Annotated in this window: 19 protein-coding genes; 8 read left to right on the forward strand and 11 right to left on the reverse strand. The window is 68.2% G+C overall.

From position 1 onward, the window contains the following. Positions 1-248 precede the first annotated feature (248 nt). The 3 genes from ASF08_RS15745 to ASF08_RS15755 all read left to right on the forward strand — a co-directional run bounded on the left by ASF08_RS15745 (position 249) and on the right by ASF08_RS15755 (position 3,767). Positions 249-1,253 (forward strand): UDP-glucuronic acid decarboxylase family protein, encoded by a 1,005-nt coding sequence (locus ASF08_RS15745; protein ID WP_018046137.1) that lies wholly within the window; start codon positions 249-251, stop codon positions 1,251-1,253. Next, the gene (locus tag ASF08_RS15750) at positions 1,250-2,206 is read left to right on the forward strand and encodes a WecB/TagA/CpsF family glycosyltransferase (protein WP_156629615.1); all 957 of its coding nucleotides are present in this window, start codon (positions 1,250-1,252) and stop codon (positions 2,204-2,206) included. Before ASF08_RS15745 ends, ASF08_RS15750 begins: the two co-directional genes overlap by 4 nt. A gap of 103 nt (positions 2,207-2,309) precedes the next feature. Next, positions 2,310-3,767, forward strand: a complete 1,458-nt coding sequence (locus ASF08_RS15755) for an exopolysaccharide biosynthesis polyprenyl glycosylphosphotransferase (protein WP_244474554.1) — start codon at positions 2,310-2,312, stop codon at positions 3,765-3,767. A 622-nt stretch (positions 3,768-4,389) separates the two neighbouring features. Here ASF08_RS15755 and queC read toward each other — a convergent pair. The 3 genes from queC to queE form a co-directional block, all read right to left on the reverse strand. Beyond that, positions 4,390-5,100 carry a 7-cyano-7-deazaguanine synthase QueC gene (gene queC / locus ASF08_RS15760; protein ID WP_018046134.1) on the reverse strand — a complete coding sequence of 237 codons (711 nt, stop codon included), beginning with the start codon at positions 5,098-5,100 and terminating at the stop codon, positions 4,390-4,392. Between the two features lie 2 nt (positions 5,101-5,102). Then, positions 5,103-5,462 (reverse strand): 6-carboxytetrahydropterin synthase QueD, encoded by a 360-nt coding sequence (queD, locus tag ASF08_RS15765; RefSeq protein WP_056146969.1) that lies wholly within the window; start codon positions 5,460-5,462, stop codon positions 5,103-5,105. Between the two features lie 61 nt (positions 5,463-5,523). After that, positions 5,524-6,156 (reverse strand): 7-carboxy-7-deazaguanine synthase, encoded by a 633-nt coding sequence (queE, locus tag ASF08_RS15770; RefSeq protein ID WP_056146971.1) that lies wholly within the window; start codon positions 6,154-6,156, stop codon positions 5,524-5,526. A 363-nt stretch (positions 6,157-6,519) separates the two neighbouring features. Here queE and ASF08_RS15775 point away from each other — a divergent pair, with 363 nt between their 5' ends. The 3 genes from ASF08_RS15775 to ASF08_RS15785 all read left to right on the forward strand — a co-directional run bounded on the left by ASF08_RS15775 (position 6,520) and on the right by ASF08_RS15785 (position 10,171). Then, the gene (locus tag ASF08_RS15775; protein ID WP_056146974.1) at positions 6,520-8,028 is read left to right on the forward strand and encodes a D-alanyl-D-alanine carboxypeptidase family protein; all 1,509 of its coding nucleotides are present in this window, start codon (positions 6,520-6,522) and stop codon (positions 8,026-8,028) included. 31 nt (positions 8,029-8,059) lie between these two features. After that, positions 8,060-9,178, forward strand: coding sequence for a CobW family GTP-binding protein (locus ASF08_RS15780; protein WP_056146976.1), 1,119 nt, complete (start codon positions 8,060-8,062; stop codon positions 9,176-9,178). Positions 9,179-9,316: 138 nt separating this feature from the next. Further along, positions 9,317-10,171: a hypothetical protein gene (locus ASF08_RS15785; protein WP_056146978.1), complete on the forward strand. Its 855-nt coding sequence runs from the start codon at positions 9,317-9,319 to the stop codon at positions 10,169-10,171. A 39-nt stretch (positions 10,172-10,210) separates the two neighbouring features. Here the strand turns inward: ASF08_RS15785 and ASF08_RS15790 are convergent, their stop codons facing one another. The 5 genes from ASF08_RS15790 to ASF08_RS15810 all read right to left on the reverse strand — a co-directional run bounded on the left by ASF08_RS15790 (position 10,211) and on the right by ASF08_RS15810 (position 14,409). Continuing rightward, positions 10,211-10,537, reverse strand: coding sequence for an HPr family phosphocarrier protein (locus tag ASF08_RS15790; RefSeq protein WP_018046128.1), 327 nt, complete (start codon positions 10,535-10,537; stop codon positions 10,211-10,213). A 174-nt stretch (positions 10,538-10,711) separates the two neighbouring features. After that, a complete protein-coding gene (locus ASF08_RS15795; protein WP_026176340.1) occupies positions 10,712-11,113 on the reverse strand; it encodes a PTS sugar transporter subunit IIA in 402 nt (133 codons plus the stop codon). 122 nt (positions 11,114-11,235) lie between these two features. Then, on the reverse strand, positions 11,236-11,760 hold the full coding sequence (locus tag ASF08_RS15800) for an HPr kinase/phosphorylase (protein ID WP_056146980.1): 525 nt from the start codon (positions 11,758-11,760) through the stop codon (positions 11,236-11,238). A 12-nt stretch (positions 11,761-11,772) separates the two neighbouring features. Then, positions 11,773-13,530, reverse strand: a complete 1,758-nt coding sequence (locus ASF08_RS15805; protein ID WP_018046125.1) for a sensor histidine kinase — start codon at positions 13,528-13,530, stop codon at positions 11,773-11,775. A gap of 168 nt (positions 13,531-13,698) precedes the next feature. Then, positions 13,699-14,409: a response regulator transcription factor gene (locus tag ASF08_RS15810; protein WP_018046124.1), complete on the reverse strand. Its 711-nt coding sequence runs from the start codon at positions 14,407-14,409 to the stop codon at positions 13,699-13,701. A 338-nt stretch (positions 14,410-14,747) separates the two neighbouring features. On the opposite strand from ASF08_RS15810, the gene ASF08_RS15815 reads away from it, so the two are divergent. Continuing rightward, entirely contained in the window at positions 14,748-15,572 is an 825-nt protein-coding gene (locus tag ASF08_RS15815) for a HugZ family pyridoxamine 5'-phosphate oxidase (RefSeq protein WP_082473232.1), read from the forward strand. Positions 15,573-15,697: 125 nt separating this feature from the next. Here ASF08_RS15815 and ASF08_RS15820 read toward each other — a convergent pair whose 3' ends face one another. Both ASF08_RS15820 and ASF08_RS15825 read right to left on the reverse strand, forming a co-directional pair. Next, a complete protein-coding gene (locus ASF08_RS15820) occupies positions 15,698-17,083 on the reverse strand; it encodes a lipopolysaccharide biosynthesis protein (RefSeq protein WP_156629616.1) in 1,386 nt (461 codons plus the stop codon). A 172-nt stretch (positions 17,084-17,255) separates the two neighbouring features. Beyond that, the gene (locus tag ASF08_RS15825) at positions 17,256-19,448 is read right to left on the reverse strand and encodes a GumC family protein (RefSeq protein ID WP_056146984.1); all 2,193 of its coding nucleotides are present in this window, start codon (positions 19,446-19,448) and stop codon (positions 17,256-17,258) included. Between the two features lie 332 nt (positions 19,449-19,780). On the opposite strand from ASF08_RS15825, the gene ASF08_RS15830 reads away from it, so the two are divergent. Beyond that, positions 19,781-21,319 carry a right-handed parallel beta-helix repeat-containing protein gene (locus tag ASF08_RS15830; RefSeq protein WP_156629617.1) on the forward strand — a complete coding sequence of 513 codons (1,539 nt, stop codon included), beginning with the start codon at positions 19,781-19,783 and terminating at the stop codon, positions 21,317-21,319. On the opposite strand, the gene ASF08_RS15835 is transcribed toward ASF08_RS15830, so the two are convergent. Further along, positions 21,297-22,151, reverse strand: a complete 855-nt coding sequence (locus tag ASF08_RS15835) for an FkbM family methyltransferase (RefSeq protein WP_056146988.1) — start codon at positions 22,149-22,151, stop codon at positions 21,297-21,299. The two genes, ASF08_RS15830 and ASF08_RS15835, sit on opposite strands and share 23 nt — an antisense overlap. Between the last annotated feature and the right edge of the window lie 29 nt (positions 22,152-22,180).

Below are 22,180 nucleotides of genomic sequence, written 5' to 3' on the forward strand. Positions count from 1 at the left end.
ATCTAATCGATGATTTTTGGCGTCGGGTCGCGGCAATATTCGATGGTACTATTCCTTATTCGGTCATGAAGCCTGCCCTATGCACCGGATGCGCCACTTGTAGCGTGCAATGATTGTCCTCCATGGTTCGGCGGCGCTCCGAGTTCCTCCCCGAGGGGACGGTCGAGCGAGATCACCGACGGAACGCTCGTTCCAGTCTCGGACGCGACGATCGTCGGTCCTGGGAATGAGCCGGAGGGGCACCGACAATGAAGCGCATCCTCGTAACGGGTGGGGCCGGGTTCATCGGGTCTCATCTCTGTGGACGGCTGATCAAGCAGGGAAACGAAGTTCTCTGCGTCGACAATTTCCTGACAGGTGCGCGCTCGAACCTGGATAAGCTGCTCACACACCAATCCTTCGAGCTCCTTCGCCACGACGTGACGTTCCCGCTCTACGTGGAGGTCGACGAGATCTACAATCTCGCCTGCCCGGCCTCTCCGGTTCACTATCAGCGGGACCCCGTCCAGACGACGAAGACCAGCGTGATGGGGGCGATCAACATGCTCGGCCTGTCCAAGCGCCTCCACGCCCGCATCCTCCAGGCCTCGACCAGCGAGGTCTATGGCGATCCGGACGTTCACCCGCAGCCCGAGAGCTACTGCGGCCATGTCAGCATCGTCGGGCCGCGCGCCTGCTACGACGAGGGCAAGCGCTGCGCCGAGACGCTGTTCCACGACTACCGCCGCCAGCATCGGATGTCGGTGCGCGTGGCGCGGATCTTCAATACCTACGGGCCGAACATGCATCCGCAGGACGGCCGGGTGATTTCGAACTTCATCGTCCAGGCGCTGACGCATCAGCCGATCACGATCTACGGCGACGGCTCCCAGACCCGGTCGTTCTGCTACGTGGACGATCTCGTCGAAGGCTTGCTCCGGCTGATGGCGGTGGAGGAGGAGCCCGGCGACGTGGTCAACCTCGGCAACCCGTCCGAGATCAACGTCCTCGCCCTGGCCGAACGCATCGTGCAACTCTGCAACTCGCGCTCGACGATCGAATGCCGGCCCTTGCCCCAGGACGACCCGAGGCGGCGCTGCCCCGACATCTCCCGCGCCCGGGAGAAACTGAGATGGTCGCCCCGGGTCGATCTCGACACCGGTCTGGTGCGGACGATCGCGTATTTCGAAGCGCGGCTCATCCAGAAGGGCTCGCCGATTCATGCCCTGCGCGAACTGGCCCGCTCCGAACCCCTGACGCAGGTCGCGGGATGACCGACGATCTCACGCCGAGTGGCGCCGATCTCAATCGCTGGGCGCGATCCGTGCGCCCGGAAACCCGCCGCCGCCACGCGGTCGAGCTGACGGGCGCGGAAACGGCGGGGGCTTCACCCGCCCCTGCCGGGGGCTGGGAACTGCCGCGCGCCGAGATTCTCGGGCTCGACGTCAGCGCCATCACCTTCGCGGACGCCATTGCGGCCATTGATGCCTTCGTCCGCTCGGGCAAGCCGCATTACGTCTGCATCACCGGAGCCCATGGGGTGATCGAGAGCAGAAGCGATCCGCACTTGCTCGCGATCCACAACGCGGCGGATCTCGTGACGCCGGACGGCATGCCCCTCGTCTGGATGTCGCGGCTCCTTGGCCACACTTCGACCGAGCGGGTCTATGGCCCCGACCTGATGCGCGCGATCACGCGCCTGTCGCCGGCCCGCGGTTATCGCCATTTCTACTACGGCGGAGCGCCCGGTGTGGCCGAGGCGCTGAGCGCCAGCCTCCGGAATGCAAATCCGGGACTGTCCGTGGTCGGCACCTGCTGCCCTCCGTTCCGGAGCCTGTCGCGGGAGGAGGACGAGGCGGTGGTGGCACAGATCAATGCCGCGCGGCCGGACATCGTCTGGGTCGGCCTCAGTACCCCCAAGCAGGAAAACTGGATGGCCTCCCATCTCGGACGCATCGATGCGCCGGTCATGATCGGCGTCGGGGCAGCCTTCGATTTCCTGGCGGGCACCAAGCGGCAGGCCCCGGTCTGGATGCAGAAGCGAGGCCTCGAATGGCTGTTCCGCCTCGTGAGCGAACCGAAACGGCTCTTCGCCCGCTACATGAAGATCGTCCCCCTGTTCCTGCTGCTCGCTGCCGGGCAGCTTCTCAGGACCTGGTTCGCCTCCCGCATCAGGGGTGGGGCCTCCCCGGCGATGCCGGCCCCGCCGCCTCATCGGCCCGGGTGATTCCCGCTCCCGGGCCGTGCCGGGCCTCGCCCCCGTGGCCGCGGTGTCCCGCCTTCTCTCGTTCCAGGGCCGGTATGGCCTCGAACTTTCGGAATGGCTTCCCATGAGCACCACCGACAGCATCATTCTCGCGGGCCCTGCGGTCGAGCGGATCAAACCGGTGGAGGTCGAACTCCGGCCCGGACGGCGGCGGGCCATCGTCACGACGGTTCTGGTCGGGGGGGACCTGTTCTTCTCGGGCATTGCCGGCGTCGTGCCCTGGCTGCTGACCGGCTGGCCGCCACTGACGGATTGGTTGGGACCCTCCACCCCGGTGCCGATTCCCCCTGTCGGCGTCGTGCTCATCCTGGCGGTGTTCGGGCTCTATTCCAGCTATGGGCCGAGCCCCCCGGAGCGGTTGCGATTGCGCGTCCTCGGGGTCTGCATCTACGCGATCAGTTGCCTGCTGGTGGTGAGCGCTCAGGGGCCGTCGGCGCGGGGCGTTGCCGAGATCGCGGTGGTATCGGCGCTCCTGGTGGTGATCGGCTTCTATGGCGAATCCGCGCTGCGAAGCGCCCTGATCCGGTGGAGGCTCTGGGGGGCTCTCACCGTGATCGTGGGGACCGACACCGCCGGGCGCAGCCTGGCCGACACGCTCCTCGCCCAGCCGGAACTCGGGTTTCGGCCGGTGGGCTTCCTCGCCGAGCGCGGGCAGGAGCCGGTGCGGATAGAGGGACTGCCCATCCTCGGCATGATCGACGAGATGCCGGCGGTGCCGGTGGAGGTGCTGCTGTTCTCGTCCTGCGCCACCCTCGCCCTGTATGACGGCAAGGGGGTGGGCGGGGCTCCCGCTCCACGCACGGTCCTCGCCCAGCAGATCCACGAGTTGCAGAACATGTGGGTGCAGGTGCAACCCCTCGGCAGCGCCATCGGCCTCGAGATCCGGCGCGAACTGTACCGGCCGCGCAACCTCGCCCTCAAGCGCGTGATCGACTGCACCTTCGCAGGCCTCGGCCTGATCGTGGCCATTCCGGTGATCGCGATCCTCGCCGTAACGATCCGCAGCCTCGATCCGGGCAGCCCGTTCTATGTCCAGATCCGCGTCGGGCGGCATGGACGTCCGATCCGGGTCCTGAAGTTGCGGACGATGTATTCCGACGCGGAGCGCCGGCTGCACGCCCACCTCGAATCCTGCCCGGCGGCCCGCGAGGAATGGCAGCGCTTCTTCAAGCTCTCCGCCGATCCGCGAATCCTGCCGAAGGTCGGGCATTTCATCCGGCGCACGAGCCTGGACGAGCTGCCCCAGCTCTGGAACGTCCTGTGCGGCGACATGAGCCTCGTCGGTCCGAGGCCGTTTCCGGCCTATCACATGGACGGGTTCGATCCCGATTTCCGTGCGCTTCGCACCAGCGTGCCGCCCGGCCTGACCGGCCTTTGGCAGATCTCGTCGAGAAGCGACGGCGATCTCCACGTCCAACGCAGCCAGGACACCTACTATATCCGCAACTGGTCGCCGTGGCTCGACCTCTACATCCTGATGGGAACGGTCTCGGCGGTCCTGGGCGCCAAGGGCGCCCGGTAACCTCCGGCAATCCGGGGCGACGAGGGATGATTGTCGACGCATTCGCCAAGCCGATCCGCCGGCGGGCCGGTCACCAACTCGCCCAGCGAGGATACGGGCAATACCAGCGATATCCTATGGGCCGATGTCACCGAGGCGGACATCGCGCCCCAGGCGCACTCGACCAACGCGTCCGCTTGGAACCGAGACCCATTCGACGAAATCGGGCATCCGAATCGATGTGCTTGTCCCGAAGATCCATCCTCCGGGACAAGCATTCTTATGGTTTTCATTCAATCGATAGAATTGTCGTCCCACTCGATATGCTGCCGCTTTTCAGGCCATAAGAATATAACGATCAATCCTATGCTACCAAAAATCGAAACAAAGGCAGAGATCCAAAATATGATTTCCAGCACGGCACCCTCCGGTCGTGCAATGGCGCCTGATCCTTTTCGCCGATGAAGAATCGGCTGTCAATTATCCCACGACTTCTATGATCTAATCATTGAATATTTGAGCTGCACCTGAATCCAGTCCTGAAACAGGACGGATGTCGCTAATCGTCTCGCGAAAGAAATGGCGTGGGGAGCCCGGCACGGCGAAGGGGGTCCCGCTGTCCGCGACGGCGCAGGCGCCCACCCTACTCCGTCACCGCCTCGGCCACGAACTTCGCATGGCCCTTCGCCCGCAGGTCGCAGGCGGGGCAGGTGCCGCAGCCGTAGCCCCAAGCGTGGCGTTCCCCACGTGTGCCGAGGTAGCAGGTGTGGGTGTCCTCGACGATGAGGTCCACCAGTGGCTGGCCGCCGAGGTCCTTGGCCATCTTCCATGTCTCGGCCTTGTCGATCCACATGAGCGGCGTGTGGAGGACGAAGCGGCGGTCCATGCCGAGGTTCAGCGCCACCTGGAGCGCCTTGATCGTATCGTCCCGGCAATCGGGATAACCGGAGTAATCCGTCTCGCACATGCCGCCGACGATGTGGCCCAGCGACCGGCGGTAGGCCAGTGCCGCGGCGAAGGTCAGGAAGATGATGTTGCGGCCGGGCACGAAGGTGTTGGGCAGGCCGCCCGCCTCGAAGGCGATCTCGGTGCTGCGGGTGAGCGCGGTCTCGGAGACCTTGCCCAGGGCATCGAGGGCGATGGTGTGGTCGCGGCCCAGACGCCGGAACCAGGCCGGGTTCATGGCCGCCATGGTCTCACGCAAGGGCGCCCGCCCGTCGAGCTCGACCCGGTGGCGCTGGTTGTAGTCGAAGCCCAGGGTCTCCACCCGGGGGAAGCGCTCCAGCGCCCAGGCGAGGCAGGTGGTGGAATCCTGTCCGCCCGAGAACAGGACCAGGGCGCCGTCGTCGCTCATGGTCAGGCTTCGCCTTCGTATTCGGCCCAGGACATCGGCGTCTCCATCACCTTGACCGAGGACAGGCCGGGCAGGGCGGGCTTCGTCCGCTGCCAGATCCAGGCCGCGATATGCTCGGCGGTGGGGTTCTCCAGCCCCTCGACCTCGTTGAGGCAGTAATGGTCGAGCTGGGCCAGGATCGGCGCGAAGGCGTGCTCCACCTCGAAGAAGTCCACCACCCAGCCCGTCGCCGGATCCACGGCGCCGGAGATCGTCAGCTCGACCCGGTAGGAATGCCCGTGCATCCGGTGGCAGCGATGCGTCTCTGGCACGTTGGGCAGGCGATGCGCCGCCTCGAAGGTGAAGGCCTGGGTGATCTTCATGACAGTCGACTCTGAGGTTCTCCGCGCGCCGAACTGACCGGCACAAGGTCACGGAAGGGGGTCACGGGATACCGATGATCTTGTGGGTTTGCAGCGAGAGCCGCCAGCGCGCGTCGCGGCGGCAATACTCCACCGCCGCTCGGGTATGGGCAAGGCGGTCGGGCCCGTCCATGGGCTGGAGCCAGTGGTGGCGGAAGTCGAGGGCGGCGAAGCGCTCGGGACGCGCGTCGTCCTGGGGGTAGACGAGCTTCAACTCGTGCCCGGTGGTCTGGACCAGGGCATTGCCGGCCTTCGGGCTCACGCAGATCCAGTCGATCCCCTCGGGGGCCGCCAGGGTACCGTTGGTCTCCACCGCGATCTCGAAGCCGCGCGCGTGCACCGCCGCGATCAGTGCGGGGTCGAGCTGCAGCAGCGGCTCGCCGCCGGTGAAGACCACGTAATGATGCGTGGCGCCGCCCTCCCAGGTGGCGGCGATGGCGTCGGCGAGCGCCTCCGGCGTCGAAAAGCGCCCGCCGCCCTCGCCGTCCATGCCGATGAAATCCGTATCGCAGAACGTGCAGGCGGCCGTGGCGCGGTCTTCCTCGCGGCCGGACCAGAGATTGCAGCCGGAAAACCGGCAGAACACCGCGGCCCGGCCCGCCTGGGCTCCTTCACCCTGGAGGGTGTGGAACAGTTCCTTGACCGCGTAGCCCATCGCTCTCTCAGCCGATCTCCCCGGAAGACCCCGTCCCGCGCGGGGCAACGGCCTGCCTCCGACATCGCGACGCGATGGGACAGCCCATAGACGCCTCCTCGCTCCGAGGCCATGGCGCGGAGCCCAACGCAACCATGCGCGCGCGGCAACGTCCGCCCGTCCGGACCTGTGCATCGCACCAATCGTTCGGCCGCATCGCCATGGTCTCGCCATGGAGACGGCGTTGATGGGCATTCGCGCCGAGCCCTCTCGCAGGGATGGCCGAAGGCTGGCATCCCTCGCCAAAGCTCGGCCGTTGCGCTATTTTTCTTCGGACGGACCGACCATGATGGCGTCGGGGCGTTCCCTTTCGAGACGGGCCTGATGTCGAACCGATTGTTGCGCCGCCTCGTTCTTGGTCTCGCCACGGCCGCGGGATTGCTCGGAGCGGGTGCGGCCGGCGCGGTGACGGCGCCGATCCTCGTGGTCGAGGTCGATTCCGGCAAGGTCATCTACGCTCAGGGCGCCACCGACCCGTGGTTCCCCGCCTCCATCACCAAGCTGATGACCGCCTACGTCGCTCTCGACATGGTGCGGCAGGGCAAGGTCTCGCTCGACACCCTCATCACCATCTCGCCCGCCGCCGCCGCCGAGCCACCCTCGAAGATGGGCTTCAGGCCGGGCACGCAGCTGACCCTCGACAACGCCCTGAAGATCATCATGGTCAAGTCGGCCAACGATGTCGCCTGGGCGATCGGCGAGAATCTCGGCGGCTCGGTCGAAGGCTTCGCCGCCCTCATGAACGAGACCGCCGCCCGGATCGGCATGCGCGAAAGCCGCTGGACCAATCCCAACGGCCTTCCGGACGCCCGGCAATGGACCTCGGCCCGCGACATGGCGGTGCTCGGCCGGGCACTGATCCGCGACTTTCCAGACAACCGCGCCCTGTTCTCGATCAGCGCGATCCAGTTCGGCAAGTCGATCATGGCCAACCATAACGGCCTGCTCGGCCGCTATGCCGGGGCCGACGGCATGAAGACCGGCTTCATCTGTTCGGGCGGTTTCAACGTGGTGGCCAGCGCCACCCGCAACGGCCGCCGTCTCATCACCATCGTCATGGGCCAGCCGAGCGCCCGCGAGCGCGACCTCAAAGCGTCCGACCTGTTCGATTACGGCTTTGGCCAATCGGCGGGATGGACCGCGCAGACCATCGATTCCCTGCCCGCTTCCGCCATTTCCGAGCCGCCGGACCTGCGCCCCTATATCTGCGACAAGCGCAAGGCCCTGCCGGTCGACGAAGGCCCCGGTCCCATCGCCTCGCAGGCCGGCAGCGAGAATGCCTCGATCCTCGCCGCCGCCGCGCCCGTGGGCTCGGCGCTCGCTTTCGCCACCCTCAACAACGGCTCCCTGAAGGGCCGTGCCCTGCCACCGCGCGCGCCCCTGCAGCCGATCCTGGTCTGGATCGGCCGCGATCCGGCCGAAGGCGCCATCGCCCTGAACGAGCAGGCCGAGGCCGAGAAGGCGGAACGCGCCGCCAAGATCGCGGAGGCCCGCAAGGCGAAGCTCGAGGCCGCGAACGCCAAGCGCGAGGCATCGAGGCTCGCCAAGCCGGCCGCGAACGGCAAGGGCGCCGTGCCGGCCACAGCCAGCGCCTATGCTCCGGTGGAGACGACGCCCGTGATCGCGGGCGGCGCGAAATCCTCAGCCAAAGCCGATGCCGGCAAGAAGCCCGCTGCGAAAGCCGCGACGAAGCCGGCCCACAAGTCCCCGGAAAAGCCTTCGGCGAAGGCTGCGGACAAGTCCACGGCCAAGCCTGCGGCCAAGTCTTCAAAAAGCGCCGCCAAGGCATCAGGCACCGGCAAGACCTCCGCTGCGCGATCCGCCGAGGATTGAGCCGGCGGCGGCGGCGGGGTAGGCCGGTTCCATGCCCAATCCCTCCCCGCCCACGTCTCCCAACGACGATCCCCGTCGTCCGGAGCCTATCCCGCTCACGGTGCTCACCGGCTTCCTCGGAGCCGGCAAGACCACGCTCCTCAACCGGATGCTGCGCGATCCGGCCCTGTCGGACACCGTGGTCATCGTCAACGAGTTCGGCGAGATCGGCCTCGATCACCTGCTGATCGAGACGGTGGACGAGGACATGATCCTGCTCGGCGCCGGGTGCCTGTGCTGCACCGTGCGCGGCGACCTCATCGCCACCCTCGAAGATCTGCTGCGCAAGCGCGACAACGGCCGCATCACGCCGTTCCGGCGAGTCGTCATCGAGACGACGGGCCTCGCAGACCCGGCCCCGATCCTCCACGCGCTGATCTACCATCCCTATCTCGCCCTGCGGTACCGGCTGCAGGCCGTCGTCACCGTGGTGGACGCGGTCAACGGCGCATCCACCCTCGACGCTCATCCCGAGGCCGTGCGCCAGGCCGCCGTGGCCGACAGGATCGTGCTGGCGAAGGAGGATCTCGTCGACACGGGAAGCGACGCCCTGCGCGACCGCCTCCGGGTTCTCAATCCCACGGCGCCCATTCATGGTCCCGACGTGGCGCCGGCCGAGCTTCTCGGCGGGTTCTTCGGTCTGGACGGCAAGAGCGCGGATGTCCGCGCCTGGCTCGGCGCCGAGGCCTTCCCGGACCACGATCATCATCACGGCCACCACCATCACGACGTGAACCGGCACGACGCCGCGATCCGGGCCTTCACCCTCACCAGCGACGTGCCGGTGAAGCGGGCCGCTCTCGAGATGTTCCTCGATCTCCTGCGGTCCGGCCACGGCCCGAAGCTCCTGCGCCTGAAGGGGCTGGTGGCGCTCGCCGACGAACCGGATCGTCCCGTGGTGGTCCACGGCGTCCAGCACGTGATCCATATGCCGGTCCAGCTCGCCGCATGGCCCGACGACGATCACCGCTCTCGCCTCGTCCTGATCGTGCGCGATCTCGATCCGGCCTTCGTCACCGGCCTGTGGGATGCCTTTCTGGGGCGTCCGAGGATCGATGCGCCCGATGCCGCCGCGCTGACGGCCAATCCGCTGGCGATCCCCGGGGGCTAGTTCACCGGTCTCTTCGGCAGAGGCCGTCCTATTTCGAGAATAGCTGGGCGGCATTCATTTTGATTCTATATACCATGCTTGGCCTTATGGCCGAGGATGATGCTCCATTTCGGAACACATCGGTAGCGGAATCGCCGAATGAGACAGGGGCTGAGCATCATCGAGGGTGGCCGGTTCGTCGAAGCGGGGCGAATCGGGACGGGTGTCGACGCGGAGGAGTGTCGCATCGTCTTAAGGCGGCCCAACGTGGTGGAGCCGGTGGAGATCGACGCGTGGCGCGCGCTCCTCACCCGTATCCGCTGGCCGGAACCGATCTACGCCGACCCGGACTACCTGCTCACCGCGGCCGTGCACCAATCCGGCGGTCGCGATCTCGTCTTCGCCTTCGCATGGAGCGGCCAGGGCGAGCTCGCACGCCTGCGCGGCGTCATTCCCCTGTCCATGCCGCACGGCCTGTGGGGCAATGGCCGGGCACAGGGCTGGTACCCGCCCGGTCCGGTCGTCGCGCCCACCATCGAGCCCGGGTTCCTCGATGAGGTCGAGGGCGCGTTGCGTGCGGCGGTCAAGGCGGTCCATCCCCGCTCGACGCTGATCATGATACCGCCCCCCGCCGTGCCCGCACCGGAGGAGACGGTCCTTCTTTCGGATGCGTCCGATGCCCAGGTCGTGCCGGCGCGGGATCGCGTGGGCGTGCGGCTTGCCGGACCGTGGACCCGTGATGGCGTCGAGATCGAGCGCATCACCGAGCCCTTCCGCATCCGCGATGCCGTCGAGACCTATCTCTCGTTCGATGCGCGGGTGTCCGGAAACCCGATCGTGCGGGATCCGTCCGCCTCGTCCATGGTCAGGGTGGTGACGCGGCGCTTCGCCCAGAGGCGCCAGACCAGCGTCGACTTCGCGCGCAAGGATGGCGTCATCGTCGCCGCGGTCCTGCGCCTCGGCGCCGGTCCGGGCTCGATCGTATGGCGGCAAGCCGAGACGCGGGCGGCCTGACCACCCCATAAGCTTCGGATATCGAAGGCCGCTCCCGGCCTATTCGTCCTCGCCGAACTTGTTGGCGAGGAGGTCGGTGATGGCTTGGAGGCAGGCTTCGGCGTCGCTGCCAGAGGCCACCACGGCGATAGAGGTGCCCTGTGCCGCGCCGAGGGTGAGCAGGCCCATGATCGAGCGTCCGCCCACGGTCTCGCCCGAGCGTGTGACGGTCACCGCGGCCTCGAACTTCTCCACCGTCTGCACGAACTTGGCCGAGGCCCGCGCGTGCAGGCCGCGCCGGTTGATGACCGGAAGGATCCTCAAATGGCCGCCCTCCGGGACCGTGATCTCGGGCTCGACATCGTCGTCGTCGTAAGCGTCGCTCATGGGCCTGTGCCGTCCCTGTCCCGTCCCTGTGCCCGGCGCGCCAACGGTGAGCCCGGCCCGATCCTCGTCCAGTGATGGCACGGCCGAGCCGGGACAACGCCGCGCGAAATCGCCACGCTTGGCTGATAAGCCGACAGAGGATGTTTGGGAAAGTCCGTTCGTCTCGCGGACGTGTTATTTGCCGGCGAGGACGCGCGAGGCGACGTTGATGTACTTCCGGCCCGCCTCCTGGGCATGGAGCACCGCATCCCCCAGGGGCTCGGCATCGCGCACGCTGGCGAGCTTGATCAGCATCGGAAGGTTGATTCCGGCCACCACCTCCACGGTCCCGCCATTCATGCAGGACAAGGCGAGATTGGAGGGCGTGCCGCCGAACATGTCGGTGAGCACGACGACGCCCTTGCCGGTATCGACCCGGTCCACGGCTGAGACGATGTCGAGCCTGCGAAGCTCCATATCGTCGTCGGGGCCGATCGTGATCGTCTCGATCTGCTTTTGCGGACCGACCACGTGTTCAAGGGCAGCCTTGAACTCGGTGGCGAGCAGCCCGTGGGTGACGAGCACCATTCCAATCATAGACGCGTGTTCCGACACCCAGTGGGAGCCGCCATTTTGTGCAGCGCAAGGTCGGACGCAAGACGAGAGTGACGTTTTGCGTCTCCTAGCCCCAGGATCATGTCATGTGGGTGGGCGCCACGCTATATGGGAGAGCCGAATTCGCATGAGACGGTGCGGAGGTGCGTCCGTGGGGCAACGCTCGCACTGGGGATGAGAGCACAGAGCACGAGACCCGGCGCCAACGCGCGGTCGCGGATGTTGCGGTCCAGCATGATCCGGCGAATCGCGACGCCAAGGACATCGACCGAATCCATGGGCGTGTCGGGCAGTCGCGGCAGCGTCCCGACGAGATCGACAACGAGGCGGATGACGGCCGCATCGGCCAGCGGCGATGCCCGGACGAGCCCCATGCCCCGGATCTCGATCAACCCGTGAAGGGCGGGGTGGCCGCGAGCGACCACGCGTCCGTGATGGGGGGTGAGCCCGATACGGTCGTCGCCCACCAGCGCGCCGTAGCCGCCCTCCTGCCGCGCCCGGTCGAGGAGAGCGAGGGCCAGGGACGATTTGCCGGCGCCGGATTCGCCCCTGATGAGGATGCCGGCTTCACCCAGGACCAGGCAGGTGGCGTGGACCGTGAGGGCCGATGCGGGAGGGGGCCGCTCCACGGGCCGGCGCGCCTAGCGGGACGCCGCGGGGAGGCGCACGACGAACCGTGCGCCGCGCACCGTCGCCTCGCCGTTCTCGTCAGCGGGTCCGGGGCGGTTCGCGGCCCTGATCGTGCCGCGATGGGCCTGGACGATCTGGCGCGAGATCGACAGGCCGAGGCCGGAATTCTGGCCGAACCCCTGCTCCGGCCGGTCGGTGTAGAAGCGCTCGAAGATCCGCTCCAGGGCGTGTTCGGGGATGCCGGGGCCCTCGTCCTCGACGATCAGTTCCACCTCGGCGCGGACCCGGCGCAGGGCCACCCGCACCTTGGCATCGGGGGGTGAGAACGAGCGGGCGTTGTCGAGGAGGTTGTTGACGACCTGTCCGAGCCGGCTGTCATGCCCGAAGATCATGAAGGGCGCCTCCACGTCGCCGGGCGGCGTGTCCACGTCGAACTGGATGAGCGCGTCCTTCGGGCGCCGTCGCTCGTTGGCGACGGAGACCACCGTCGTCATCAGCTTGTGCAGGTCCACCTTGCGCGCCTCGGCGCGGGCGAGCTCCGCATCGAGGCGCGAGGCGTCGGAGATGTCGCTGATGAGGCGGTCGAGGCGCTTCACGTCGTGCTGGATGATGGCGAGCAGGCGCGAACGGGAATCGTCGGACTTGGCGAGGGGGAGCGTCTCCACGGCGCTGCGCAGGGACGTGAGGGGGTTCTTCAGCTCGTGGCTGACATCGGCGGCGAAGCTCTCGATGGCGTCGATGCGCCGATAGAGGGCCTGGGTCATGTCGCGCAGGGCACCTGACAGGTGGCCGATCTCGTCGGTCCTGCCGGTGAAATCGGGGATCTCCTCGCGCGACTTGATGCCGAGGCGGACCTTCTCGGCGGCATCCGCGAGGCGGCGCACCGGGCCGGCGATGGCCCCGGCCAGCAGGATCGACAGGACCAGCATCACGGAGGCGGCGATGAGGAAGACCTGGAGCAGGCCGAACCGCTCGGAGGCGATGACCCGGTCGATGTCGCCGCCTTGGGTCGAGAGCATCAGCGCGCCGCGGACCGCCCCCGACCGCAGGATCGGGACCGCCACGGAGACGTTTGTCTCCCCGGCCTCGTTGCGGCGGACCAGGGTGCCGCGAGCGCCGCCGAGGGCGACCTGGACTTCCTTCAGGCTGTGGCCGCTCGCCGGGCCGACCTCTTCCAGGACCGACGTGCGGGCGGTGCCGAACAGCTTGGCCTGGACGAACTCCCAGGCCTGTTCGAGGAAGTTGTGCTTGCTCCGCACGACGATGCCGTCGCTGCGGCCCATCTCGCCGCGGGCCGAGAGCGTGCGGGTGTCGAACAGCAGGCCGCCATCCTGGTCGTAGACCCGCGCGCGGTTGCCGGTGGGCGTGATGAGACGGCGCAGGAGCGGCGCCACCCGCTCGGGGTTGAGGGAAAAGGTGAGCGGAGAGGGGGTGTCGTCGCCCGCACCGCCTTCTCCGGCCTGCAATTGGAGCAGCTTGTCGGGATCGATGCGGATCGCGTCGGTGTCCACCGAGGCCGAGGAGGAGATCGCTCCGGCGATGATCTCGCCCTGGATCAGCAGGCTCTGCACCCGCGCCTGGATCAGTCCCTGCCGGAACTGGTTCAGGTAGAGGAAGCCGAACAGGAGGGCGATCAACCCGACGAGGTTGAGGACGACGATCCGACGCGTCAGGCTCGAGGAGGCGCGCTGGCCGATGCCGCGCCAGATCGTGCGCGGCAGGGAGAGGAGGCCGCGTTGCGGAGCGTCGGCTTGGTCTTGGGAATCCACGATCGTCCGAAGTTGGAGATTTTGCCCGGAATGGGCGCCATCGCTGCAGCAAAACCACCGCCATGCGACGCCCGTAAACACCGCCACACGACGGCGAAACCCGTCCGTTCGAGCGGTCGGCGCGTGGCGGTGAGGTTCTCGAGGGAGTTCGACGTCCGTGAGTCGCGCTCAGCCTTCCTTGAAGCGGTAGCCGACGCCGTACAGGGTTTCGATCATGTCGAAGTTGGTGTCGACCACCTTGAACTTCTTGCGCAGGCGCTTGATGTGGCTGTCGATGGTGCGATCGTCGACGTAGACCTGATCGTCATAGGCCGCGTCCATCAGGGCGTTGCGGCTCTTCACGACGCCGGGCCGGTGGGCCAGGGCCTGCAGGATGAGGAACTCGGTCACCGTGAGGGTGACGGCCTCGCCCTTCCAGGTGCAGGTGTGCCGCTCCGGGTCCATCATCAGCAGGCCGCGCTCCAGGGAGCGGGCGGCGGCATCGGCCTCGCGCGCGGCGGCGCCCGGCCCGTCCTTGGGGGCGAAGCGGCGAAGCACGGCCTTGACCCGCTCCACCAGGAGGCGCTGCGAGAACGGCTTATGGATGAAGTCGTCGGCGCCCATCTTGAGGCCGAAGAGCTCGTCGATCTCCTCGTCCTTCGAGGTGAGGAAGATCACCGGCAGGTCGGATTTCTGGCGCAGGCGACGCAGCAGCTCCATCCCGTCCATGCGCGGCATCTTGATGTCGAAGATCGCGAGATCGGGGGGCGAGTGCTTCAGGCCGTCGAGGGCCGAGGCGCCGTCGGTATAGGTCTGGATCCGGTAGCCTTCGGTCTCGAGGGCGATCGAGACGGAGGTGAGGATGTTTCTATCGTCGTCCACGAGGGCGATGGTGGGCATTTCGCGTTCCCTGTTGCTCGGATGCGGCCTTCGCGGACGTCGGTTCGCTCTTGTCGTCTCCGCATCCCGCCCTCAGAAGACGAGGGCCGGCAAGACGCGCTGGCGAACCCTTCGGAAACGGGGCCGCATTCGCGCGGAGAGTCAGGCTGTGTAAAGACTTCGGTTGAAAAAAGCGAGCTTGCCCGGTGGATATGTCGGTTTGACGCTTGACTGAGGCCGTCGTGCCGCAGTCCGGCGGCCTCGCGCAAGCGGTCCGACAACCCCTATCATCGCGATTCTGAATGAAGGCCGGCGGTCGGAAAAGCCCGGCGCGGAACCACATAGGAGCAGGATACACCATGGCTGACGGAAACCGGATCGAGGATGGTCGGGGCGGGGGCGAGGCGGGCGAGGCACCGCCGCAGCGGCGGGGTCCCGCCGCTCCGCTCCCGGCCTCGGAGGCTCCGTTCGATGCCATCGGCCTCGCCCGGCATCTCCTGCGCAGCATCCGCTCCGGAGCGCTGGCCACCCTCGACGCCGAGGACGGGACGCCCTTCGCATCCCTGGTGACGATCGCCACGGATGTGGACGGCACCCCCCTGATGCTGCTCTCGCGCCTTTCGGCGCATACGCGCAACCTCCTGGCCGATCCCCGCGCCTCTCTGCTGTTCAGCGCCGGCGGCAAGGGCGATCCCCTGGCCCATCCCCGCCTCACCGTCACCGGCCGGGTGACGCAGACGACGGAGCCGCGCATCCGCGAGCGCTTCGTCGCCCGCCACCCGAAGGCGAAGCTCTACGCGGACTTCCCCGATTTCGGCTTCTTCGCCCTGGAACCCGGCGCCGGGCATCTCAACGGGGGCTTCGCCAAGGCGGCGACGCTGACCCCCGCCGAGCTCCGCCTCGACCTGTCGGGGGCCGAGACCCTGATCGCCGGCGAGCGCGGGGCGGTGGAGCACATGAATGCGGACCATGCCGACGCCCTCGCCCTCTACGCCAAGGGCGAGGGCGGCGGCGACGGACCCTGGCGCCTGACCGGCCTCGACCCGGAGGGCATGGACCTCCTGGCCGGCGACCGCACCGCGCGCATCCGCTATCCGGCGCCGGTCACCGACATGGGCGGCCTGCGCAAGGTCCTGGTCGAGATGGCCGCGAAGGCGCGCGAGGCCCCTGTAGCGAGCGAATGACGCCGCAGTCGCAACGACGTGGCGCCCGAGCGGATCGGCCGCGTCCGGCATCTCCCGTCGCCCGGGCCGGCCGCCTCACCGCGGCGGCCGCGGCTTCCTCGCGCGACGGCATGGCGGCGTCCGCCTCATCGGCCCAGGGCCGTCGCCCGGGAAAAATCCCCCGTGTCCCGATCATCGCCGACGGGTATCGGTTCCGGAGCCGGCATGGCCTCACCCGGATCGTCCGCGGAGCGGGCCGGGACGGCCTGGTCCCGCACCCGGCCGGAGGAGGCGTCGGCGGTGTCGGTAGCGATCATCCTGGTGAAGAGGAGGTGCAGCACGACGAGGCGGACGGCGTTGGCGAGGCAGAGGGCGATGCAGGCTCCGTTCAGGCCGAACCCGATAATGAGCGGGATGGCGATCGGGATCGTCGCCACGGCCCCGGCCGCGTTCACGATCAGGGCCTGCTTGGCTTGCGAGACGCCGTGGAAATAGGCGCACACGATGTCCGTCACGAACGCGGCGAGGGCCGCGATGGCGAGGAGCCGGACCGGGGTCGCGATGTCCACATAGGGAGAATGGGCACCGTAGATGAGGCCCAGCACCTCGTGGGGAAATGCCACGATGGCCGCCAGGAACACGATCACGATGGGCATCCCCGACAGGGCGAGGGGGTGGGTGGCGCGCCAAGCCTCCGCCTTTCCCCCGGCATGCGCCCGTGAGGAGACCTGAAGGATGACGTTGCCGAGCCCGATCATGAGCGGGTTGAGCAGGTTGACGATGTTGAAGCCGGCCTGGAGCAGCGCCGGCAGAGCGGCCCCGGACAGGGCGGCCAGGAACCAGAACAGGAACTGGACCCGCAGGGCGGCGCAGAGGTTGTTCGCCAGCGCCCATCCGCCGAGGCGCCAGAATTCCAGGGCGACGGCCCGGATGCGGGTCATCGCATGCCGGCGCAGGGAGAACCCAACCTGTATCCCCTGGAGGACGGCCGCCGCCGCCGATGTGACGGTCATGGCATAGAGGGCGGTCTCCAGGGTCAGGTCACCCCGGAGCGCGAGCCAGAGGGCGATCAGGATCTGCCCCATATAGCTGACGATCTCACCGGGGACGGCGGCTCCGAAGCGCAGTTCCACGAACAGGTAGCGCCGGAACGCCTCCTGCACCTGCCAGACGAAGAAGTAGACGAGCAGGGCCGCGATGAGGTCCGGCCGGCCGATGAGGAAGGCCGTGACGGCCAGGACGAGACCGGCCGGAACGCACAGGCCGACGAGCAGGATGAAGCTCACGCTCATCAGTTCGCCGATGCGGCCCCGGTCCGCGGGATCGGCCAGGACCGACATCGGATAGAACAGCACCGACGCCATGACGGTGTAGAGGATCATCAGGATCCCGAAGAGCAGCGCGAAGGCGCCGTATTCCTGCGGCGGCAACGTTCGCGCGAGGGCGATCGTGAACAGGAAGTTGCCGAGGCTCGCGACGCCTTGATCGATCAGGGGCCAGGCGATCCGTGCAGCCCGCACTCTAGCGAGCACCGGCCGGCTCCACCGCCGGCGGCGTCGGGCAGGCTACGGCCGCGCGGGACAGCGGCGCGCCGCCTCCGCCGACAGGCGTGAACACGATGATGATCGAAGCCATGATCGACATCCGCTGGATGGCCGCCGAGAAGAAGTCGTGCAGACAGGGAACGGGTCCGTCGGGCCGGTCCTATGAGGACAGCCTGGACGGCAGCAGGTCGCCGCGGGCGTGATGCGCCCCGGCTTCCTCGAAATGCCCCCGGTAATCGTTGTAGTGGGAGCATTGGTCGACCACGCGGAAGTCCTTGTGCTCCGTCAGATTGACATGCGTCAGGACCAGGCCGCGCAGGCGCACGGAATTGTCCTGCAGCCGCCGCAGGGCCGCCTGGACCGTCTCGCGCGGGGTCCGGTTCCAGGCAACGGCCAGGATCGTGACATCGGCGAGGCCGGCCATCGTCAGGACATCCACGGACAGCATCACGGGGGGAGCCTCGAAGAGGACGAGATCGAAGCTCTCCCGCGCCCGTTCGATGAAGCTCTCGAAGGCCGGTGTCAGGAAGAGGTCGTGCGAGTCGCCGTGTTCGGCCCGATGCAGCACGACGACCTTGCCGGGGTCGCTCCGCAGCGGGAAGCCCGCCGGGTCGCCGAACACGACATCATCGAGGCTGGGCCGGTCGGTCTCCCCATGGAGGCGCGGCGTGCTGTCGATCACGAGGGTCCGGATGCCGCGCTGAGCCAGGAGGCTCGCCATCGCCATGCAGAGAAGCGATTTGCCCTCGCCGGGCACCGAGGACGTCACCATGACGACGCGGGGCTCGGCCAGGGCGCGGGCTCCGGTGAGCGCCGCGCTGACGAGGCGGATCGATTCGTCGAACATCCGGACCTCGGCGGCCGACGAACCGCCGGTGAGTTCCGGCACCATGCCGAGGCAGCGGTGAGAGGTTTCGTGCGCGATCTCGGCATCGGACCGGAAGCCGGTGTCGCGCCGGTCCATCATGACGGCGTAGCCGACCCCCACGCCGCCCGCCCCGAGGACGCCGAGGCAGATCAGCAGGAGCCGGTTCGGCCCCGACGGGACCGTCACCGGCTTGGCCACCATGACGATCTGCGTGGTCGATGATTTCATCCCGGTGAGCGCCAGCGCCTGGGCGTGGCCGTCGCTCAGCAACTTGAGGCGCTCGCGGATGGCCACCGCGTTGGTCTGCAGGCTCTGCAGCTTGGCGTCCTGCCCCATCCCCTCGACGAGGTTCGCCTTCAGCACGTCGACCCTGTCGGCGAGGTTCGCCTCGTCGGCGGTGGCCGCCTTGACGTCGCTCTCGAGATTGCCGATGGCGCGCTTGATCTCCTCGCGAAGCCGCGATTGCGCGGCCTCGATATTGGCCTTGGCCTGGAGGTAGGCCGGATGACGCGGTCCGGTGGCGGCGACGTTGGCGAATTCCCGCGTGGCCGATTCCGCGCTCTCCAGCATCCTCTGGATCAGGGGCGCGCCGGAAAGGTCCTGCGCGGAGGGGGTGCCGCCGGCGGCGAAGACCTCCTGGGCCCGCGACAGGCGCGCCTCGGCGGCGAGCCGGGTCTGGCGGGCGGCGGCGAGCTGGGCCACGGCATCGCGCACCTCCTGCTGCGGCAGGCTCATGCCCTGCGTGCCGCCCTCCACATAGCCGGTCTGCCGCCTGTAGCGGTCGACGGCCGCCTCGGCGGTCTCGAGCTCGCGCCGGCTCTCGCCGATCTGCTCCTCGAGCCAGGTCCTCGTCCGCTCGGCCGCCGCCACCCCCATCTCCAGGCGGTTGCGCAGATAGGCGTCGACCACGGCGTTGACGATCCGCGCCGAACGCTCCGGCGAGGTCGAGTTGTAGGACACGTTGATGAGGTAGGCCCGCGTGTCGTTGGTCACGGTCAGGTTCCGCGAGACTTCGCGGGTCACCGCCTCCACCGAGGCGGTGGAATCGGCGGGCTCCTTCGCCGGTCCGGGCAGTACCGTGGAAAGGATGCGGGAGACGAGGCCCGGCCCCCGCGCGAAGGCCGGGTCGTCCTGGAGCTTGAGATCCTCGACCGCATGTCTGACGGTGGCCAGCGAACGGATCACCCGCGCCTCGCTCTCGACGATGGCCCCGGCATCGAGGCTGGTCGCCGCCTGCTGGTTCGGCGACGTGGCCTGTGAGGCGGCGACGCGGCTGAGATCGACCTGGATCAGGGATTCGGCGCTGTACTTGTCGGGCAGCGACCAGCAGATGGCGGTCGCGAGCACCAGGGCGGCGGCGGCGAGCCCGACGATCACCCGGCGATGCCGAAGGATCGCGGTGAGGAACCCCAGGGTCTGGGCTTCGTAGGTCTGGCGGAGCACGACGCTGACCCCGCCCTTGGAGTGGTCCAGAACCCGGTTCATTCGGTCCTCGTTGATCGTAGCAGGCGCGACGCTCCGGTCGGGGGATCGGCCGTCTTCCGAGCATCCGGTCCGTGACGGCGGAGCTTGCATGCACCACCCGGCCGATCCGCCGTCTGGTCGGGGCGATTGAGCGGGATTTCGACTTCGCTTGGGAAGTGAGATCACGGACTAACCCGTTCGCCCCCCTGCTCTAGACCGTTTTTCGTCTTCCTTTCCGCGAGCGGGAACCCGCACAGTTTCGCAGAACCCGGCACAGGGGCGGCGGCGTCGGAATCTCGACACGGCCGTGACTGTCGCGGCGGGCGAGAACAGCGTCCCGAAGGATCGGACCGGTGCATGACCGCTCGGCAAAGGCCTCACCGCCGGCGATGCCCGCCGCCCGCTCCCCTCACCGGGCGGCGGGAGCCATGAGGCGGCGCGCGCTCCGCCTTGCGCTGCCCCTGGCCGGGCTGATCCTCTGGCAGGGGGGCGACCCGGCGCGGGGAGAGGGCGCGGAGGGTGCCTGCCCCGGCAAGGCCGTGCGCGTCGCCGCCGGCGAGTCGATCCAGCGGGCCGCGATCCGCGCCGGTGAGGGCGGGACCATCTGCATCGGCGCAGGCCTCTACCGGATGCAGGAGATCGCGCCCTTGCGCGGTCAGACGTTCCTCGGCGAGCCCGGCAGCGTCCTCGACGGTTCGCGCATCGTCCGGCAGTTCGAACGGGCGGGTCCGTACTGGTCCCTCACCGGATCGTACCCGCGCCATGTGGGCGCCGGCCAATGTCGCGGCGGCGGCTCGCTCTGCCTGCTGTCGCTGGCCGTGTTCCTCGACGGCCAGCCGCTCACCCGCGTCGCGTCCCGCGGCGACCTCGGTCCCGGACGTTACGTGGTGGAGGCGGCGGCCGGCCGCGCGATCCTCGCCGACAACCCGGAGGGACGCCGCGTCGAGGTCAGCGCGGCGCGCTTCGCCTTCCGCAGCCGGGCCGCCGATGTGCGGATCAAGGGGCTCGTCGTGGAGAAATACGACACGCCGACCCAGATGGGGGCGATCCGCGGCGGCGACGGCACCGGGTGGCGCGTGGAGGATTCGCAGATCCGCCTCAATGCCGGGCTCGGCGTCGATGTGGGCTCCGACGGGGCGATCACCGGCAGCACGATCGAGCGGAACGGCCAGCTCGGCGCGGCCGCGCAAGGGCGGCGGATCCTGATCGAGAACAACCGCATCGCTTGGAACAACACGGCCGGCTTCGACCCCGAATGGGAGGCCGGCGGCCTCAAGATCACCCAGAGCCAGGAGGTGGTCCTGCGCGGGAACCACGTCCACGACAATGCGGGTCCGGGCCTCTGGTGCGACATCGATTGCCGCGACGTCCTGTTCGAGAAGAATACCGTGGAGAACAATTCCACCGCCGGGATCTTCTTCGAGATCTCCTACGACGCCGTGATCCGCGGGAATACGCTGCGCTTCAACGGCGCGGGCCATCCGGTCTGGTTCTGGGGGGCGGACATCCAGGTGGCGGCCTCGAGCGGCGTCGAGGTCTCCGACAACACCATCACCGTCCGGCCCGACGGCCGCGCCATCGTGCTCGTCGACCAGGGCCGCGAGAAGGACGGCGGCGGCTTCTACAGGACGACCGGAAACCGCGTCCACGACAACCGGATCCTGTTCACCGGCAGGGGCAGCGCCGGCGGCGTCACGGATACGAACGAGGCCGCCCCGAATGCCCGGATCATCGAGGAGGGCGGCAACAGTTTCGACAGGAACACCTACGCCGCGCCCGCCGACGTGAAGCCGGTCTTCATCTGGGGGCGGACGCCCATCGATTATGCGGGTTTTCGCGAGGCCGGGCAGGAGAAGCTCGGCCGCCTCGTCACGCGGACGGCACCACCTTGAGAAGCCCCCTCGTCGGCCAGTGCGACGTGTCGCCCCTCGCGGATGCGGCGCGGGACTTGAAGAGCATCAGGTTGCCGCCCGACAGGATCATCTCCCGCCGCTCGCGCAGGAGGATGTCCTGCAACGGAAAGCTGGTTCCGTCGCCCGGCAGCATCCAGTCGTGCGGTTCGACGATGATCGCATGCGGCTCCGAGACCCAGCCGGTCTCGCCGGAGAACACATCCTTCTCGAAGCCCTCGACGTCGATCTTGACGATCAGCAGCTCGCCATTGGGGATCAGGTCCTTGAGTTCTGGGATGACGGTGATCGGGATGCCGTGGTCCGCCCGCTCGGTCCGCCCGCTGTCGGCGTCGCCGTTGCCGTGTTCGAGGTTCACGCAGCCGCTCCGGCCGCCGAGGGCGGTGGGGACGACGCAGATGTTGGGGCAGACCTCGGTGTTCTTCCGGCAGACGGCGAGGTTGTCCTCGTCCGGCTCCACCGCCAGCACGACCGCCCTCGGATAGGCCCGCGCGAAGTAGCGCGCCGCGATTCCCACATTGGCGCCTCCGTCGATGACGATCGGCGTGTGTCCCGCCGCGCAGATCCGCTCGTACTCGCTCCGGGTGGCCGCCCCCTGGCGGACCCGGTCGAGGTCGTAGACCATGCGGCCGAAGACGGATCTCAGCACCTCCATGTCCGACGTGTGCGGCCGGATGTAGAACGCGCCGTGGACCGTCCGGACCAGACGGGCCTCGCGGGAGGAGGCGCGGCGGTGCAGCCCGCGCAGGAGCACGGGCAGGCCGAGTTGTTTGACGTCGCTGTAGTGCCTGTAGGCGCGATCGACGAAATCCATCTGCGGTCTCCCTGCCGGGCACGGGGTGT

This window comes from Methylobacterium sp. Leaf85 (genome assembly GCF_001422125.1).
Taxonomy (GTDB): Bacteria; Pseudomonadota; Alphaproteobacteria; order Rhizobiales; family Beijerinckiaceae; genus Methylobacterium; species Methylobacterium bullatum.

Excerpts from the sequence above, each read along its gene's own strand:
- ASF08_RS15745 (WP_018046137.1), top strand. The coding sequence starts at position 249 with ATGAAGCGCATCCTCGTAACGGGTGGGGCCGGGTTCATCGGGTCTCAT.
- ASF08_RS15750 (WP_156629615.1), top strand. The coding sequence starts at position 1,250 with ATGACCGACGATCTCACGCCGAGTGGCGCCGATCTCAATCGCTGGGCG.
- ASF08_RS15755 (WP_244474554.1), top strand. The coding sequence starts at position 2,310 with ATGAGCACCACCGACAGCATCATTCTCGCGGGCCCTGCGGTCGAGCGG.
- queC (WP_018046134.1), bottom strand. The coding sequence starts at position 5,100 with ATGAGCGACGACGGCGCCCTGGTCCTGTTCTCGGGCGGACAGGATTCC.
- queD (WP_056146969.1), bottom strand. The coding sequence starts at position 5,462 with ATGAAGATCACCCAGGCCTTCACCTTCGAGGCGGCGCATCGCCTGCCC.
- queE (WP_056146971.1), bottom strand. The coding sequence starts at position 6,156 with ATGGGCTACGCGGTCAAGGAACTGTTCCACACCCTCCAGGGTGAAGGA.
- ASF08_RS15775 (WP_056146974.1), top strand. The coding sequence starts at position 6,520 with ATGTCGAACCGATTGTTGCGCCGCCTCGTTCTTGGTCTCGCCACGGCC.
- ASF08_RS15780 (WP_056146976.1), top strand. The coding sequence starts at position 8,060 with ATGCCCAATCCCTCCCCGCCCACGTCTCCCAACGACGATCCCCGTCGT.
- ASF08_RS15785 (WP_056146978.1), top strand. The coding sequence starts at position 9,317 with ATGAGACAGGGGCTGAGCATCATCGAGGGTGGCCGGTTCGTCGAAGCG.
- ASF08_RS15790 (WP_018046128.1), bottom strand. The coding sequence starts at position 10,537 with ATGAGCGACGCTTACGACGACGACGATGTCGAGCCCGAGATCACGGTC.
- ASF08_RS15795 (WP_026176340.1), bottom strand. The coding sequence starts at position 11,113 with ATGATTGGAATGGTGCTCGTCACCCACGGGCTGCTCGCCACCGAGTTC.
- ASF08_RS15810 (WP_018046124.1), bottom strand. The coding sequence starts at position 14,409 with ATGCCCACCATCGCCCTCGTGGACGACGATAGAAACATCCTCACCTCC.
- ASF08_RS15815 (WP_082473232.1), top strand. The coding sequence starts at position 14,748 with ATGGCTGACGGAAACCGGATCGAGGATGGTCGGGGCGGGGGCGAGGCG.
- ASF08_RS15825 (WP_056146984.1), bottom strand. The coding sequence starts at position 19,448 with ATGAACCGGGTTCTGGACCACTCCAAGGGCGGGGTCAGCGTCGTGCTC.
- ASF08_RS15835 (WP_056146988.1), bottom strand. The coding sequence starts at position 22,151 with ATGGATTTCGTCGATCGCGCCTACAGGCACTACAGCGACGTCAAACAA.